Source organism: Bacteroides sp. AF20-13LB, assembly GCF_003603065.1.
In the GTDB taxonomy this organism is placed as follows: domain Bacteria; phylum Bacteroidota; class Bacteroidia; order Bacteroidales; family Bacteroidaceae; genus Bacteroides; species Bacteroides uniformis.
Window position 1 is genome coordinate 73,989 of sequence record NZ_QTMH01000019.1, and the last position, 16,862, is coordinate 90,850.

Below are 16,862 nucleotides of genomic sequence, written 5' to 3' on the forward strand. Positions count from 1 at the left end.
GAGCACTTTTATAATGTTATAATATCAGGCGCAAATTACACGGAATAACACGGATTCAATAAACAAAATCCGTGAAATCCGCGTAATCCGCGCCTAAAAGAAAGTGTTAAGAGTTTTTTGACACCCTCCACCTATATCACCATTCTATAAATTTCCCTCTTTCCCTGCGCTTCTGCAGCTCCTCCTGAAGAAAGCGCTGCCTATCCTTGGCAATATACCGGCGGGCAAAGATATTGGGCACCGCCACTCCCAGCGCTATGCAGAGAATAATCAGTGAAGCCGTGATGCCGTTGGAAACAACCGCCGTCACCTCGCCTACCACACCGTGCATATTGATAAGCCCAAAAAGTGCACGATACATCAGCACTCCCGGAATCATCGGGATGACAGAAGGAATCGTCAGTACGTGATTGGGAACATGGAACCAATGCACTGCCTTCACGGCTATCAGGCTGACAACCATGCTGCCCATGAACGAACCTATCACCGGTCCGTAACCCAATTCGAAATTGACAAAGTTACGTGTACAAACGGCAATGATGCCGCCCACCGCAACAACCCACAACAAACGCCGCTGTATGTTGAATATCATGGAAAATCCCATGGCAGCTATCGCCGCCGCAATGGCATACACCAGATAACTGTCATGAGGCACCATACTCAATTCGCTGAACTTCTTGTCAATCACGACATCCTCCACCGTCAGCAGGCGCATGGCTATTACAATGCCGAAGGCCATTGCACAGACCATCAGCACCGTATTCACAGCCCGCACAATGCCCACCTGGATATAATTGTCAATCATATCATCCACAAAGTTTATCAGCGGCACCCCCGGAACGATGAACAGTGCACACGCCAACAACGGATGATAGGGAGTTTCCGAGAGCCCGGCAAACGAAGACACATAGGCCAGACAGGTAGAAATCAATGCGGCAATGGCAATACTCATATAGTGATTGATGCCGAACTCCATGCAACGGGCACGGACGCGGAAGCCGGCAAAAGCGCAGATAGAGGTAAACAGAAACGCCATCCAGTCACCACCGAACAGTTTGCAGAAACCTCCGCAGGCAAAGCCGGCACCGATGGCAACAACGTATGGCACATAGTTCCGCTTCTTGTTTTTGATTCTTTCCAGTTCCTCCTCATACTGGTCGAGGGAATAGTCATTCTCAATAGCCCGCCAGGACAGTTTGCTGATTTCGGAAATGGCAGTCATGTTGATGCCATGCTTTTCACATTTCTGGAATTTGGAGAACGAATGCAGGCCGTCGCTCACATTCACCACCAGCATGGTATAACTTACGTCGATGTGGAGCTTTTCTTCCGGCAGCCCCAGATAGGCGGCAACACGGTTCAGGTTACGAACAACACGGTTCGTATCAGCCGCACTCTCCACCAGCAGCTGTCCGGTACGAAGCAATAAATCGAGTTTCCTGCGCAGCAGGGCAATCTCTTGTTCAGTCAAAGTCTTATCCATGAATCTTTTTACCTATTTTTTTGGAGGCACAAAGATAGGCAAAATGTAGAAAACGATTTCATTCTTTCGGCAGAAAACTCTACCTTTGCAGCCGTTTTTTTAATGGACACAAATGGAAATATTCTGGAATACTATCGCACAATACAACGAGGCCACCTGGTGGACACAGCTCCTCATCACCGCAGCAGGTATCCTGCTCACCACGCAACTCTACCGGAAACCGACCTTATGGGCAAAACGCTCCATGAAAATCTACATGGTATTTCTGAACGGGTGGATATCCATCGTGTACTACATGATGTATTGCGGAGCGCGCGGACACCACCATATACTCGCCATCTTCTGGGGAGTGATTGCAGTGTTGTGGCTATGGGATTTGTTTACCGGCTACACTCCGTTCGAGCGCAACCCGAAATACAAGGTACTGGTGGGGGTACTCTATGCAATGCCTTTCCTCTACCCGCTCCTTTCGTGGGCACGCGGAATGGAATTTCCCATGATGACCACCACCGTGATGCCCTGCTCGGTAGCAGTTTTCACCATCGGGCTGCTGCTGGCTTTCTCGCGCAGGGTCAACCTGCTCGTCATTCTGTTCCTTTGCCACTGGGCGCTCATCGCCTTTTCCAAAGTCTACATCTACAAGATTCCCGAAGACCTGCTACTGGCAAGCGCCACTGTGCCTGCCATCTATCTGTTCTTCAAGAACTACTTTGAACAGAACTTGCACAAGGAAACCAAGCTGGGCGCACGGCTCATGAACTGGTTCCTTATCCTCATCTGTATAGTGGTCGGGGTACTGCTCAGCATGACGCTGCTCCATGGGATGAGAGGATAAAGAAATAGCGCGCTTCCGCGCGCCAAAATCATTTCTTCTTTCCCTGATTGGCCACAGCCTCCATCAATTTCTTTATCTCCTCGGGGTCACCCAAGAAATAGTCTTTCGTCAAGTTCAGCTCATCGTCAAACTCAAAGACGTAGGGCACCGCCGTAGGCAGGTTCAGATGCACAATTTCATCGTCCGAAATATGCTTCAGATGCTTGATAATACCCCGCAGGCTATTGCCATGAGCCACTACCAGCAATTCGTCGGCCGTCTTCAGATTCGGGAAGATGACACATTTCCAGTAAGGCATGATACGCTCAATCGTATCTTTCAACGACTCCGTACGGGGCAGTTCGGCATCGGGCACTTCTTGATAACGGTCCTCAAAACGCGGATTACGCGGGTCATCCTCGGCCAATGCATGCGGAGCCACATCAAAGCTCCGGCGCCATACCAACACCTGCTCGTCACCGTACTTGGCAGCCGTCTCTGCCTTGTTCAGCCCTTGCAACTGGCCGTAGTGTTTCTCATTCAACCTCCACGATTTCTCCACCGGAATCCAGTCCTGGTCGAGGCGGTCCAGCACACAATCCAGTGTCTTCACGGCACGCTTCAGATAGGAAGTATACGCCTTCTTGAAGCGGAATCCCTTTTCTGCCAGCAGCTCACCCGCCCTTACAGCTTCAGCAACGCCTTTCTCTGTCAAATCAACATCCGTCCACCCCGTGAAGCGGTTTTCCTTATTCCATGCACTCTCGCCGTGGCGAAGCAAAACAATCTTTTTCATATAGTCTCCTTTCAGTTTTACCTATAGAACACCCGGCTACCTCCTCTTGTTCATGCAATAGCGGACCACATATACCAAAAGTATCAGAAACGCCACCCACACCATGCTGATGACCGGCAGGTAGCGGTTATACAAATATTCCCCTTCCTTCGGGACACGGTTGAAAGTACAGATTATGCAATTACAGCACGCATCGAGTGCATCATGCGAGAATACCGAAAAAACAATGATAGCCACCCCCGCAAGAAGCATCATCAAAGTCCCCCACACCAGCCACTTACCAGCCACGGAAGGATGGAATTGCGAATGAGTGGAATGTACGAATCTAACCATAAACACTTGTCTATTATTACCGGTACAAATGTCCTTCATTTTTAACAATCCGGCAATACCTACTTTTCATCAAAAAGAGAGTCTGCCATCCCAATTAGTAGGTAGCCGCGACCTCTATAAACCACGCCACAAGCTAACCCGAAATGGGGAGCGGCACAACACTAAAAGCCCTACATGTAGGTATTTCACGTTCTCCGGCAAAGCCTTTACTTTGCAGCAAACAATTTAATCACTTTATTTACAATGAAAAAGACTGGTGTTTTTTATGGTTCCAGTACCGGAACCTGCGAAGAGTTGGCTAACCAGATAGCCGAAAATTTGGGAGTTTCCTCCACCGACGTACATAGTGTTGACAAGATGACCGCCGATAAAATCAAGGAATATGAAGTGCTGGTTCTAGGTACCTCCACTTGGGGAGACGGCGAACTGCAGGACGACTGGTATGACGGTGTAAAAGTACTGAAGAGCGCCGACCTTTCCATGAAGTTCGTAGCCCTATTCGGTTGCGGTGACTCCGAATCCTACTGCGACACATTCTGCGACGGCATCGGAGTACTCTACGAGGACCTGAAGGATAGCGGATGTACCTTCTTGGGCAACAAAGTCAGCACGGACGGGTATTCCTTCTCCTCTTCCATCGCCGTGGTAGACGGTGCATTCGTAGGACTTCCCCTCGACGAAGTGAACGAAAGTAACAAAACCGCCGAACGCATTGACGCCTGGACAGCCGAAATAAAAAGCAAGCTCTAGAAAAGAAACAGACCATCCGTTTACTTTAAACGGATGGTCTGCCTGCATCATGCAGATGATATCTTTTATCTGAACAGATAATGTGTTCTGCCATATCCGCAGGCACATTATCTTTTTTATGCTCTTATACGAACCAGCGAACGTAGCAGAAGTCCTGACGGTGAGGCAGGTCTGCATTCTTCGGGAACATACGGTAAGAAACCTTGAAGCTACCCGCATTTTCCATCTTGTGCTTAGCTTGGAAAGTATAAAGGTTACCTTCTTTCTTCACTACATTGAACGGTTCTACGGAGTAAACATGCTGTTTGCCATCCTGAGCCGTATAAGTAGTCACCAGTTCCAGACCGATAGCATCGTTCAAGCCCTTCTCGTCGATAACGTAAGTAATGGTGTATTCCTTACCGCTCTCGATGGAGCCTTTCACCAGGTCTTCGGTCTTTTCGCAAGACACCACTTCAATGCTGTCCCACTTCTCGGCAACTTCTTCCTTCCAAGCAGCTATTTCCTTAGCCTTGGCACAACCGTCGGCAGCCAGCATCTTGAAACGTTTGGCCTCCTTGATGTAGAACTTGTCGTAATAGTCATCCAGCTGACGCTTCATTGTATAGTGGGGAGCAATCTGTGCGATGGAGTTCTTGATAGTCTTCACCCAACCTTCAGAATATCCCTTCTTGTTGCGTGCATAGAACAACGGCAGAATTTCTTGCTCAAGAATGCTGTAGATAGTAGCGGCATCGAGCTGGTCCTGATGTTCCTGGTTCTGGTAAGTACGCTTTTCGGTCAATGCCCAACCGGCACCTTCACGATAGCCTTCCAACCACCAGCCGTCGAGTACGGAGAAGTTTACAACACCGTTCATCAACGCCTTTTCGCCGGAAGTACCGGATGCTTCGAGCGGACGTGTCGGAGTGTTCAGCCAGATATCCACACCTGAAACGAGGCGACGTGCCAACTGCATGTCATAATTTTCCAGGAAGATAATCTTGCCCAGGAACTCCGGACGACGGGAAATCTCGATGATTCTCTTAATCAAGCCCTGGCCGGCACCATCGTGCGGGTGAGCCTTACCGGTAAAGAGGAACTGTACCGGATAGTCGGGGTTGTTCACAATCTTGGCCAGACGGTCGAGGTCGGTGAACAGCAAGTGTGCACGCTTGTAGGTAGCGAAACGGCGTCCGAAACCTATCAGCAGAGCGTTCGGATTGATTTTGTCCAGCAGGGAAACGATGCGTGAAGGGTCACCCTGGTTCTTCAACCAAGTTTCACGGTATTGCTTGCGAACATAGTCAATCAGTTTGTTCTTCATCACCATGCGCGTCTTCCAGATTTCTTCGTCGGACACGTTATAGATAGCCTCCCAAATCTTGGGGTTGGACTGGTCGTAGAGGAAGTTCTCATCAAAATGCGCAGCATAGAGATGTTTCCACTCCGTAGCGCTCCAAGTGGGGAAGTGTACACCGTTGGTAACGTAGCCCACATGGCTTTCTTCGGGGAAGTAACCCTTCCAGATGGAAGCGAACATCTCCTGGGAAACCTTTCCGTGCAGCCAGCTCACACCGTTCACCTCCTGAGAAGTGTTGCAAGCGAATACAGACATACAGAAACGTTCACCCTTGTCGCCCGGATTGTTACGTCCGAGGTCCATCAGGTCGTCCCAGCTGATACCCATTCTTGAAGGATAGCCGCCCATGTACTTGCCGAAAAGGCCTTCGTCGAAGTAGTCGTGACCGGCAGGAACCGGAGTATGTACAGTATAGAGAGAAGAAGCACGTACCAGCTCGATAGCCTGGTCGTAAGTCAGACCTTCGGCCACGTAGTCACAGATGCGCTGTACGTTGATTAAAGCAGCATGTCCTTCGTTGCAGTGATAGATATCTTTCTTGATGCCCAGCTTCTTCAGCGTCAGAATACCACCGATACCGAGCAGGATTTCCTGCTTCAAGCGGTTTTCCCAGTCACCGCCATACAGCTGGTGAGTGATGGAACGGTCGAACTCGCTGTTCATTTCATTGTCAGTATCAAGCAGATAGAGAGAGATACGTCCAACGTTCACTCTCCACACATAAGCATGCACGTAGTAGTCCAGATAAGGAACATCCACTACCATCTGCTCGCCCTTCTCATCCAATACACGGTCGATGGGCAACTGGCCAAAGTTCTGTGCCTCGTAATTGGCAATCTGCTGGCCGTCCATAGACAATGTTTGTGTAAAGTAACCGTAGCGGTACAGGAAACCGATTGCACACAAGTCGGCGTTGCTATCGGAAGCTTCTTTCAGGTAGTCACCGGCAAGTACACCCAGACCGCCGGAATATATCTTAAGTACATGGCTCAAACCATACTCCATACTGAAATAAGCCACGGACGGGCGCTTGCTGTCAGGCTTCACATCCATGTATGTGCGGAACTTGGAGTATACGTCATCCATTCTGCGCAGAATAACTTTGTCATTTGCGAGTGCCTCGAGTTTAGCATAACTCATACGTTCCAGCAGAAGTACGGGGTTCTGTCCCACTTCTTTCCAGAGAGCAGGGTCAAGGTCTCTGAACAGTTCGGTGGCTTCATAATTCCATGCCCACCAGATGTTATGTGCCAGTTCAGACAGTTTCTCCAGTTCGGCGGGAATGTGCGATTTCACATTCACATCTTTCCAGTTAGGAGTGTTTACATTACTAACTTTAATCTTCATTGTATGATAACTAATTGATTAATAATTCTTTTATTTTAGTTGACGCTTCATGGCATTGCGCAGTGCAATGTCGTAAGCCTCGTAATAATATTGTATAAAGTGCTTCCACAAAGCCTGCTCTGCCACCTGGCCTGCACGCTTGCGTATTTCCTTGATTTCGGCTTCCGTCTTGGTAGAGAACAAGGCTACGGTGTCCTTGATGCCGTCTGCCACTTCGGAATAGTTATAGTCCGAACGGTGCAGCACTTCCACTCCGTCGTTTATGCCATGCTGGTTTTTCAGGCTGTTCACCCAAAGTCCGAAACCGGCAAGGTCGGTGGTGATGGTAGGCACCCGGAAAGCCACGCTCTCCAGCGGGGTATATCCCCACGGTTCATAATAGGACGGATAGACACTGAGGTCCTCGCCTAAAATCAAGTCATAATAATGCTTGTTGAGGATGCCATCGTGACCATCCTGATAGCAAGGTACAAAAATTACTTTCACCTTATCTTCGGGACGATTGCCCATACCGAGGTATTTCAGCATATCCAGCACCTGGTCGTGCGTCATATTGTGCAGCCAGTGGGTGATGAAAGGACACTGCAACGGTTCGGTGAACTTATCTTTGCTCTTCAAGCGCTTCTGCAAGTCCTCGCGGGGGTCTCCCACCCAGCTGGGCACGTTGACAAACGCCAATACTTTCTTCTTTAAATCTTTATCGCGGTTCAGCCGGTTCAATGATTCCAGGAACACATCGATACCCTTATTTTTGAACTCATAGCGTCCGCTGGTACCGATAATCAGCGTATCGTCGCCCAAGTCCTCACCCAGCAGGCAGTTTGCCACACGCAGCATGGTGGAACGGGCACGTTTGCGCTTGCCGGTAAAGGTGGCGCCTTTCGGTACAAAATCATCTTCAAAACCGTTCATCAGCACAACATCCGCAGGCTTGTCAAGCAATTCCCTGCATTCGTTGTTTGTGATTTCGCTCACAGTGGTGAAACAGTCCACATAGTGGGCCGTCTGCTTTTCAATGGAATGTTTGGACTGCATGTTCAGCTCCTCCGCCATCTGGTCGCCGTTGTAGGCGAAAAGATAATCGTAAAGCGGCTTGTTGTTGCCAGCTATGGAGCGGCCGATGGACGTGGCATGGGTGGTGAAGATAGTCCCTATCTCGGGAACGGCAGACTGAAGATAGAGGGCGGCCATGCCGGTCATCCACTCGTGTGCCTGGAACACCACTTTGTCCGTTTCCGTCAAATTATAGCGATAGAAGCTCTCTATCACCTTGCCGGTAGCGAAAGCAAACATGGATGCTTCGTCATAATCACCATATCCATGCAGTGAATCCACCTGATAGCGGTTCCACATTTCTGTATAAATCTCATTTTTTTCTGCAAAGAACGGTTGGAAATCAACCAATATAACAATAGGTTCTCCCGGAATGTTCCAGCGACCTACGCGGACGGAAAGATTGTCTTTCAACGCTGCATGTTTTTTCCACGCTGCACAAAGGTTATCAGACTCAATGAACAAAGGGTTCTCTTTTCCCTGCCAGAAATCCGGCCCTATAAAGAATAATCTATCGCGAAATTTAGTCTGTAAAGTATTTGCCCTTGTAGACAAAACTGTATAGATACCGCCTACTTTATTACACACTTCCCAACTCGCTTCGAAGATGTAATCGGGGGTAAGTAGTTCTTTAGTCATATTATGTTATAATCTCTTTATCTTAATTACGGCTGCAAAAGTACGTATTATTCTTTGAAAAATAGCCTTTTAATCGAAAAAACTGATTAAATATGCATAAACAATCGTTTGCGGAATGTCATAGTTTAGCCACAAAAGCCCCATTGGCTCGCCCATCCATGCATTTTTCGTCTAAAATTCCCGAAGTTTCAAAAAAGAATTCCTGGAGTTTTCAGTTGAAGCCCCAGGAATTTAAACAAAAAACCCCAGGGATTTCAATTGTAAATCCCTGGGGTTTATTTTCTTATAATCCGGATTATACCATCAATGCAGCTACCAGCGCCAAAATAGCGTAGAATTCAGGAAGCGCGGCGTAAATCATTGTATTGGTCTGTACGTCGTGTCCCTGGGAAATACCCACAATACCGCTAGCACAAATCTGTCCCTGACGGATAGCGGAGAACAGGCATACCAGCCCCACACCCAGTCCGATGCCCAGCATCAAAGGGCCGTCCGTAGCAAAATCCCTGCCCATGGACATCAGGAAAGCCACGAAGCCGTAAAGTCCCTGCGTAGCCGGAAGGGCCGACAAAATCATATAACTTGCTGACTTGGAAGGGTCTTTCTTCAACGCACCTTCTGCCGCACTACCGGCGATAGTTGTACCGAAGCAACTGCCAATTCCTGCAAGGGCCAACATCAGGCCCAGACCGAGATAACCTAAAATTTCATTCATAATGTTTCTATTTTTATTTGTTTTTTAATTTGTTTATTTCTTTACTACTGTAAAAGGTTTATAGGCTTCGCCCTTACCTTCGTAACCGGAATTCTTGAAGTATTCCACAAATGTCAGACGGAGCGGGTGTACAAAGGCACTCAGACAAGACATGGCAATGTTCAGCGTATGCCCGAATATCAGTATCAGACCGCAGAACAGCCATCCCAGGGCCGGACCTGCAGCATCGTTCACCATGAAGGCAAGCTGGTTGAACACGCCTCCAAGCATACCGCCTGCCAAGCCGAGGGCATAGAGACGGATGTAGGAAAGTATATCGCCCATCAATCCGGTTGCCATGTTATAGGTATCCCATACTCCGGCACCGATGTTGACAAATACATTCCGGTGGATATTGTTCAGCAGGTAGATACCGATGGCAGAAACACCGCCAATCACGATAAATGCCCACGTAGACACGTCTTCCGAAATTATTTTGAAGAAGGAAAGTCCGCCGGTGCAGATAAATCCCACCACCAGCAACAGCCATCCCCAAGCACTGAGCGACTCCTTGAAGCCGAAACGAACGGTCTGTCCCACGGCCTTCACCGTCATGGCAATGCAGATGTGCACCGCACCGATAATCAACGCCAGCAGCATTTGCTTGTCATAGGTAGTCTCACCTATCTTACCCACAATCATGAATTCCTTCAGTTTGGCGGGTATCTCCAGGTCAAAGAGGCTTACACCGAAGAAGGTTCCCAATATGGCACCGATGACGGACGTAAATATACCCAACGTAATCACCAGGTTCATCATGCCTTTCATGGACTTGGACATCTTCCTTTTCAAAATGAACCCGAGTGCAATCAGTACCAGACCGTAGCCCGCATCTCCCATACAGAAAGCAAAGAAGAGCGAGAAGAATGGCGCAAGTATCGGTGTCGGGTCGAACTCGGCATATTCGGGCATACCGTACATTTTGGTAAGCACTTCGTACATGCGTGTATAGGCGTTGTTTTTCAGCTTGATGGGAGCATTGTCCTCGCGCTTGGCAGCCCTTATCTCATAATAAGTGCCGCTTTCATCGAGAAGTTTCCTCACATCCGCCTCGCAGTCTTCGGGAATCCAGCCTTCCATCAACACTACGGCACCTTCTGCCATATGTTCGCTGTTCAGCTTGACTTTCAGCAGGTCTATCTCTTCCTGGAGCTGTAGGTTGTACTTCTCCAACGTGCAGTAATTCGCTTTGCAGAATTCTTTCAATCCGGCATGTGCCTGCACAAGGGCCTCTTCCGTATCGGCTTTCTTCCGGCTCAGTTCGGAGAGGCTGAGTGAAGGTAGACGGAGCGGTTCCACATCCAGTTCTACCGGTTGGGGAGTGACGGTCACGAAATAAAGATGTCCGCCGTTCTCTTTCACCACGATGGCATTGTAGTCCTCTGCCCACGCTTCGTTATAGTCTTTCTCCGGGCAGGTATAGAACTGCACGAACCAACCAGCATCTTCCAGCTTGCGGATGGCTCTCCAATCGAAATCGCCCCAGACTTCCATCTGCACCACATCCTTGTCGATGGCGGGAATCTGCTGGTTCAAGTCTTGTATCCGCGCCTGCAAGTCCTCGTAGAATTTCACCAGAGCATCGGCCGACAACTCTTTATGCACCTTTTCTTCCGGCTGTTTGTCTGCCAGGGTGTGCATGCTCTGAAGCATATTCTTGTAGAGCGTACGCTTCTGCATGAATTGCTGCAAGGTGTCGTCCATCTCGCCGCACTGCCTTTCCACAACGTGCACCACGCCCAGTTCCCGGATTTGTGCCAGAAATGCTTCGTACTCCTTATGATACACAAGGAACGTGAGCTTCTTCATTTTCGTAATCATGCCTCTGCCTCCTTCCTTTTCTCCTGATGGGATTTCATGATTTTCTGCGATGACTTGGAAAGGTTCTCCTCGTCTTCCATAAACCGCTTGATTTTGCGCAGAGCATCCTGATAACCCGGAATCTGTACTTTCTCAAAAAGATTCACCTTCTGGGTGGTCTTTTTACGCGCATGTTCCAACAAGTTCAACTTGGCAACAGTAAATTCACGCTCGATGGCAGTATGTGCCAGTGACTTAAGCAAATGCAGCCCGTCTGCATACCATTTGGGCGCATTGAACAAGCTGTAAGGGCGTATCTCGAAATCTACATTCTCGAGCAACGGCACCCGTACACCGGCAATCTTCTTTACACCGAGATGAACATCGCTGACCTTTATCAATGAAGCGTCGAACTCATTCCAAAGGGCGAACATGGCTTCGTAAGCTTGGATTTCCTTTTCCAACCTCGCGTCCAACGCGGCAGCGTCTCCCTTGCAGCGCTTCACTTCCATACGCAGGGCACTCTCCTTATTCTTAATAATGGGGAGTGTACGCACGCGCACCTTCAGTTGCTTTTCGAGTTGCTGAAGCGAGGTTTTGTTATATTGAAACTTAATAGCCATTTTATTTACGATTTAACGATTTACGATTAGACGACTGAAGCTACTCAATTTCTCAATTTACAGATTTACAATTTCAGTAATATCAATCGTAAACCGTAAATCGTCTAATCGTACATTTATTTAGTTTGCTTTCGGCCAGAACTGGTCCACAAGCTCTTTCTTGATATTCACCTCTTCCGGACGGAAATACTTGCCGAACAGACTCCATGCCACATCGAGCATCTCTGTGGTATCGAGGTTGACATCGATGGCCAGTAGCTGGTTGGAGTAGTCCTTGGCAAAGGCAAGGGTACGTTCGTCGTAGTTCGTCAGGTCGAAACCGTTTTCAAGCTTGGTTTTGGCGTTGGCGGCATCGGCGTACAGACGTACGGCGGCATTCATCACCTGCGGATGGTCCTTACGTGTCTTTTTGCCCGTAACAAGCTGTTTCAGACGGGACAAGGAACGGAACGGGTCAACGATAACCTTACCGATGTCGCTGTCACGACGGAGGAACAACTGGCCTTCCGTGATATAACCCGTATTGTCGGGCACGGCATGCGTAATGTCGCCACCGGACAGAGTCGTCACCGCAATAATCGTGATGGAACCGCCGCTTGGGAACTGCACCGCCTTTTCGTATATCTTCGCCAAGTCCGAATAAAGGGAACCCGGCATGGAGTCCTTCGAAGGAATCTGGTCCATACGGTTGGACACGATGGCGAGCGCATCGGCGTAGGAAGTCATATCCGTCAGCAGCACCAGCACCTTTTCATTATTGTTTACAGCAAAATACTCGGCCGCCGTCAGTGCCATATCCGGAATCAGCAGACGCTCTACCGGAGGATTCTCGGTGGTATTCATAAAGCTGACGATACGGTCGAGCGCACCGGCATTGGAGAATACGTTCTTGAAGTAAAGGTAATCATCGTTCGTCATACCCATACCGCCAAGGATAATCTTGTCAGTCTCCGCACGCAGAGCCACATTCGCCATCACCTGGTTGAAGGGCTGGTCGGGGTCGGCAAAGAACGGAATCTTCTGTCCGGACACCAGCGTATTGTTCAAGTCGATACCTGCAATACCGGTTGCAATCAGTTCCGAGGGCTGCTTACGGCGCACCGGATTCACGGATGGACCGCCAATTTCCACCTCCTCGCCTTCAATGGCCGGACCACCGTCGATGGGGTCGCCAAAGGCGTTGAAGAAGCGTCCGGCAAGCTGCTCGCTCACTTTGATTGTAGGAGCCTTGCCCAAGAATACTACCTCTGCATTGGTGGGAATACCTTCCGTACCCTCAAACACCTGCAAAGTCACTTCGTCGCCGGCAATCTTCACCACCTGGGCCAGCTTGCCGTTTACGGTCGCCAACTCGTCATACCCCACTCCGGTTGCCTTCAGCGAACACGTAGCTTTCGTAATCTGAGTAATCTTGGTATATATTTTTTGAAATGCTTTTGTTGCCATCTATTTATTTACAATTTAGCAATTTACTATTTACTATTTAAATCTCTGCCATCCTATTCTACTATTTTCCTATCTACAACCTCCGTACACCTGCATCCGCAAGGCAAATAGTAAATTGTAAATAGTCACATAGTACATCCTTAGGCTTTACGTTCCTCAACCAGTTCCTGCAACTGCTTATGGAACTTGTCGTATTCTTCCGACTTAAACTTCGAGTAGTTCATCTGCTTACAGATGTTAATCATTTTCTTGAAGTAATCCATTACTTCGTTGAAGTTGTCGAACTCAAATTCTGTATGACAGATTTCTATTACCATATTCAGAATCTCCTCCTGACGCTCCATCGGGGTCACGGCATCAATTTCATCAAAGGCATCCTGCTGCAGAATAACGAAGTCAATCAATTCCGATTTCCAGAAAGTCACGTGATACTCTACGGGCACACCGTCGTCACCCAAGATGTTGATTTGCTCGGCAATCTCCTTACCACGCTGCAAACGGGTCTTGATTTCATTCACCTTGCCAATCCACTCACCGTTGATGTGCTTGGTGATATACTCTTCAAATTCAGGGTATTCTATATATTTGGAATACGAGTCAATCGGGTTTACGGCAGGATAACGCTTCTTGTCGGCACGGTCTTGCTCAAGGGCATAGAAGCAGCGTGCCACCTTCTTCGTATTCTCGGTTACCGGCTCCTTCAAGTTACCACCGGCAGGCGATACCGTACCGATGAAAGTAATGGAACCGGACTCGCCGTTGTTCAGCTTCACATAACCCGCACGGCCGTAGAAGTTGGAGATGATGGAGGACAAGTCCATCGGGAAGGCATCGGGACCGGGCAACTCCTCCATACGGTTGGACATCTCGCGCAATGCCTGCGCCCAACGTGAAGTGGAGTCCGCCATCAGCAGTACCTTCAATCCCATGCTTCGGTAGTATTCTGCAATCGTCATAGCCGTGTAGACAGATGCCTCACGGGCAGCCACCGGCATGTTCGAAGTATTGGCAATGATAATCGTACGTTCCATCAGCTTCCGTCCCGTATGCGGGTCAACCAATTCGGGGAATTCTGTAAAGATTTCCACAACCTCGTTGGCACGCTCACCGCAGGCAGCGATGATTACGATGTCCGCTTCCGCTTGTTTTGAAATGGCATGCTGAAGCACCGTTTTTCCAGTACCGAACGGACCGGGGATAAAACCCGTACCACCTTCCACAATCGGGTTTACGGTGTCGATTACACGCACACCGGTTTCCAGCAATTTGAAAGGACGCGGTTTTTCCTTATAGTTGGTCATGGCGCGCTTCACGGGCCATTTCTGTATCATGTTCACCCGGATGTCATTACCTTCGCTATCCGTCAGCACTGCAATGGTATCCTCAATGCTGTAATCACCTTCCTTTGCAATTGATTTCACGGTGCACACACCTTTCTGTTCAAAAGGCACCATGATTTTCAGAGGTTGGAAGTTTTCGTCCACTTGTCCCAGCCAGGCAGCGGCTTCCACTTGGTCGCCCACCTTTGCCAAAGGCACAAAATGCCATTTGCTTCCTTTATCCAGCGGATAGGTATATTGCCCGCGTTTCAAGAAAACACCGTCCATCTTATCGAGGTCGTTTTGCAGACCGTCGTAGTTTTTCGAAAGCATACCGGGCCCCAGTGTTACTTCGAGCATATGTCCGGTAAACGCAGCTTCGGCCCCCACTTTCAGTCCGCGGGTACTCTCAAATACCTGCACGTAGACCTGGGTACCTACTACCTTAATCACCTCCGCCATCAACTTGTCTCCTCCGGTCGAGATATAACAAATCTCATTCTGCGCTACCGGTCCGTCGACGACGAGGGTCACCATGTTGGCTATTACGCCACTAACAGTTCCTTTTGTTGCCATATATTTTTAGTTGTTTATTTTATCTGAATTCTGCGGGTATCTGCACCTCGTCTTTCAAGGCAGCGATAATGCTGCGGAACAGTTGGTTACCCTTCTCTTTATCCAACGAAATCCACCGTTCTATCATCTCCAGCTGTAGCAGGAAGACAAACAGACGTTCCACGGTAAAGTAATCGAAGAATGTGGCCTCCTCCATCCAGTCCCAGCGAAGCTGGTCCAGTTTCTTTTCCCGGTCCACCAGTTCCTCCGTCTCACTGATTTTCACCAGCTGCTCCAGATAATCCACCTCAGTACCCAGACCGAAGTCACGGGCATTGGAAGTACGCAGAGCCTCGCACACTTCCGTATCACCCACAATCAGCGGAGCAATGTCCAGCTTGAACTTACGTGCTGTGAGCGCCACCAATATATTATTGAGAGTGAGGTTGAAGCCAAACCAGGAAGACACAAACTGATTCCTGGATTCCATAGCATAGGCGTAATAGAGCGCTGCCAGGCGGTCTTCATACAAGAAACCGTCCTCGGCAGGCAGGCTGAAGTATTCGGAAATGAACGTAGAGAGATAAGATGGGAATACACTGTCAGAGACTTCGTCGCCATCCTTCAGTTGTGAGATATATTCCACCAGTTCCTCCGACGAATAGTTTCCGCGCGGGTCGATGGCAGCATCCTTATCCTTCAATAGTTTCAAGACATTCGCATTATCGAATTTCAGATAAAACAAATCTATCAACTTTTTATCATCTTCCGACAAGGCAGGATATAGTTCCGTCTTGAAATCGGCTACTGTATAGCTCAGTTTACTGTCTTCCAGAGTAAGTTCAGGCAAACCGGCTACCAAGTAATAGTATTTACTCATAATCCTGTGGGAGTTTTTAGAACAGCATTTCCACTAATTGCGGACGCAGGAATTCCTTGAAGTAATTCATAAATTCTTCTTCGCCAAAGTTCACCTTGTACGAACCATCGGCAGGCGATACGGAGAACAAGGTTTTGATGCCATTCACTTGCTCAATCTTCACACCCTTGTCCAGCAGGTCTTTCGCCTTCGCTGCGAAATATTTTGTCAAGCCTTCCGCATCGGCAGTAGAGATAACGATTGGTTCGTTCACACTCCATTTGGACGCCAATGCAACGATGAAGGCATTAAGATAATCCTTGTTTGCAGCAAATGCCTTTACATCGGCATTCACAATGTTGTCCGTCACCAACGTAGCGATTTCGGACTTCAGAGCATTCACAGCCTGACCGGCAAACAACTTTAATTCAGATTTTGTATTCTCTGCCAGTTCATCGGCAGACTTATGAGCGGTAGCCACGATAGAATCCGCTTCCTTGTGAGCATCCTCTATAATTCTCTTGGCTTCTTCCTGAGCTTTTGCGATAAGTTTCTGTGCCTCTTCGTTTCCTTTCTCTACGCCTTCGCGGTAGATCTTATCGGTCAGCTCTTGAATCTTGTTTTCCATATTTGCAGGAGTTATTATATGATTTATATTACAATATTAATTGCGTGATTTTTTCCCTTCCTATTAGATTCACGCCAAATTTACAAAAATCCATTTGATATTGAATAGAAAGAAAGGAAGAAAAGTTCTTGCTCTTCCAAAAAAAACTCATTTTACACCAACTTTGTTCTGTAATGATAACAAAAGAATGACAAAAGAAGCAGAAAAATACGTATGCAACAACGCATGACAGGGATTAAGGGGAGCAGTTCCGGAGGTATATAAACGAACAAAGCCTCCGTATCCTTATCAGACACGGAGGCTTCTTCTGAAAACGGCGAC

The 16,862-nt window shown here is 48.4% G+C and carries 14 protein-coding genes; 2 read left to right on the forward strand and 12 right to left on the reverse strand.

Annotated elements, in window-relative coordinates; genetic code table 11:
- Positions 1-136 precede the first annotated feature (136 nt).
- Entirely contained in the window at positions 137-1,483 is a 1,347-nt protein-coding gene (locus tag DWX62_RS19545) for a threonine/serine exporter family protein (RefSeq protein ID WP_005827410.1), read from the reverse strand.
- Between the two features lie 112 nt (positions 1,484-1,595).
- Between DWX62_RS19545 and DWX62_RS19550 the strand changes: the two genes are divergently transcribed.
- Positions 1,596-2,318, forward strand: a complete 723-nt coding sequence (locus DWX62_RS19550; RefSeq protein ID WP_005837362.1) for a DUF6064 family protein — start codon at positions 1,596-1,598, stop codon at positions 2,316-2,318.
- A 28-nt stretch (positions 2,319-2,346) separates the two neighbouring features.
- Here the strand turns inward: DWX62_RS19550 and gpmA are convergent, their stop codons facing one another.
- Together gpmA and DWX62_RS19560 are read right to left on the reverse strand one after the other, a co-directional pair.
- Positions 2,347-3,093 carry a 2,3-diphosphoglycerate-dependent phosphoglycerate mutase gene (gpmA, locus tag DWX62_RS19555; RefSeq protein ID WP_005827407.1) on the reverse strand — a complete coding sequence of 249 codons (747 nt, stop codon included), beginning with the start codon at positions 3,091-3,093 and terminating at the stop codon, positions 2,347-2,349.
- A 36-nt stretch (positions 3,094-3,129) separates the two neighbouring features.
- Positions 3,130-3,426 (reverse strand): hypothetical protein, encoded by a 297-nt coding sequence (locus tag DWX62_RS19560; RefSeq protein ID WP_005837364.1) that lies wholly within the window; start codon positions 3,424-3,426, stop codon positions 3,130-3,132.
- 243 nt (positions 3,427-3,669) lie between these two features.
- Between DWX62_RS19560 and fldA the strand changes: the two genes are divergently transcribed.
- Positions 3,670-4,176 carry a flavodoxin FldA gene (gene fldA, locus DWX62_RS19565; RefSeq protein ID WP_120173108.1) on the forward strand — a complete coding sequence of 169 codons (507 nt, stop codon included), beginning with the start codon at positions 3,670-3,672 and terminating at the stop codon, positions 4,174-4,176.
- 124 nt (positions 4,177-4,300) lie between these two features.
- On the opposite strand, the gene DWX62_RS19570 is transcribed toward fldA, so the two are convergent.
- From DWX62_RS19570 to DWX62_RS19615, 9 genes are all read right to left on the reverse strand, one after another.
- Entirely contained in the window at positions 4,301-6,865 is a 2,565-nt protein-coding gene (locus DWX62_RS19570) for a glycosyltransferase family 1 protein (RefSeq protein WP_005827401.1), read from the reverse strand.
- Between the two features lie 30 nt (positions 6,866-6,895).
- Positions 6,896-8,557, reverse strand: a complete 1,662-nt coding sequence (locus DWX62_RS19575) for a glycogen/starch synthase (RefSeq protein ID WP_005827398.1) — start codon at positions 8,555-8,557, stop codon at positions 6,896-6,898.
- 295 nt (positions 8,558-8,852) lie between these two features.
- The gene (locus tag DWX62_RS19585; RefSeq protein WP_005827396.1) at positions 8,853-9,272 is read right to left on the reverse strand and encodes an ATPase; all 420 of its coding nucleotides are present in this window, start codon (positions 9,270-9,272) and stop codon (positions 8,853-8,855) included.
- Positions 9,273-9,305: 33 nt separating this feature from the next.
- Complete coding sequence (locus DWX62_RS19590; protein WP_005827394.1) at positions 9,306-11,132, reverse strand: V-type ATPase 116kDa subunit family protein; 1,827 nt, start codon at positions 11,130-11,132, stop codon at positions 9,306-9,308.
- Positions 11,129-11,734 (reverse strand): V-type ATP synthase subunit D, encoded by a 606-nt coding sequence (locus DWX62_RS19595; RefSeq protein WP_005827391.1) that lies wholly within the window; start codon positions 11,732-11,734, stop codon positions 11,129-11,131. Before DWX62_RS19595 ends, DWX62_RS19590 begins: the two co-directional genes overlap by 4 nt.
- A 120-nt stretch (positions 11,735-11,854) precedes the next feature.
- Positions 11,855-13,180 carry a V-type ATP synthase subunit B gene (locus tag DWX62_RS19600; RefSeq protein WP_005827389.1) on the reverse strand — a complete coding sequence of 442 codons (1,326 nt, stop codon included), beginning with the start codon at positions 13,178-13,180 and terminating at the stop codon, positions 11,855-11,857.
- A 140-nt stretch (positions 13,181-13,320) separates the two neighbouring features.
- Complete coding sequence (locus DWX62_RS19605; protein WP_005837368.1) at positions 13,321-15,075, reverse strand: V-type ATP synthase subunit A; 1,755 nt, start codon at positions 15,073-15,075, stop codon at positions 13,321-13,323.
- 19 nt (positions 15,076-15,094) lie between these two features.
- Complete coding sequence (locus DWX62_RS19610) at positions 15,095-15,934, reverse strand: DUF2764 domain-containing protein (RefSeq protein WP_005837370.1); 840 nt, start codon at positions 15,932-15,934, stop codon at positions 15,095-15,097.
- 16 nt (positions 15,935-15,950) lie between these two features.
- Positions 15,951-16,541 (reverse strand): hypothetical protein, encoded by a 591-nt coding sequence (locus tag DWX62_RS19615; RefSeq protein WP_005827382.1) that lies wholly within the window; start codon positions 16,539-16,541, stop codon positions 15,951-15,953.
- Between the last annotated feature and the right edge of the window lie 321 nt (positions 16,542-16,862).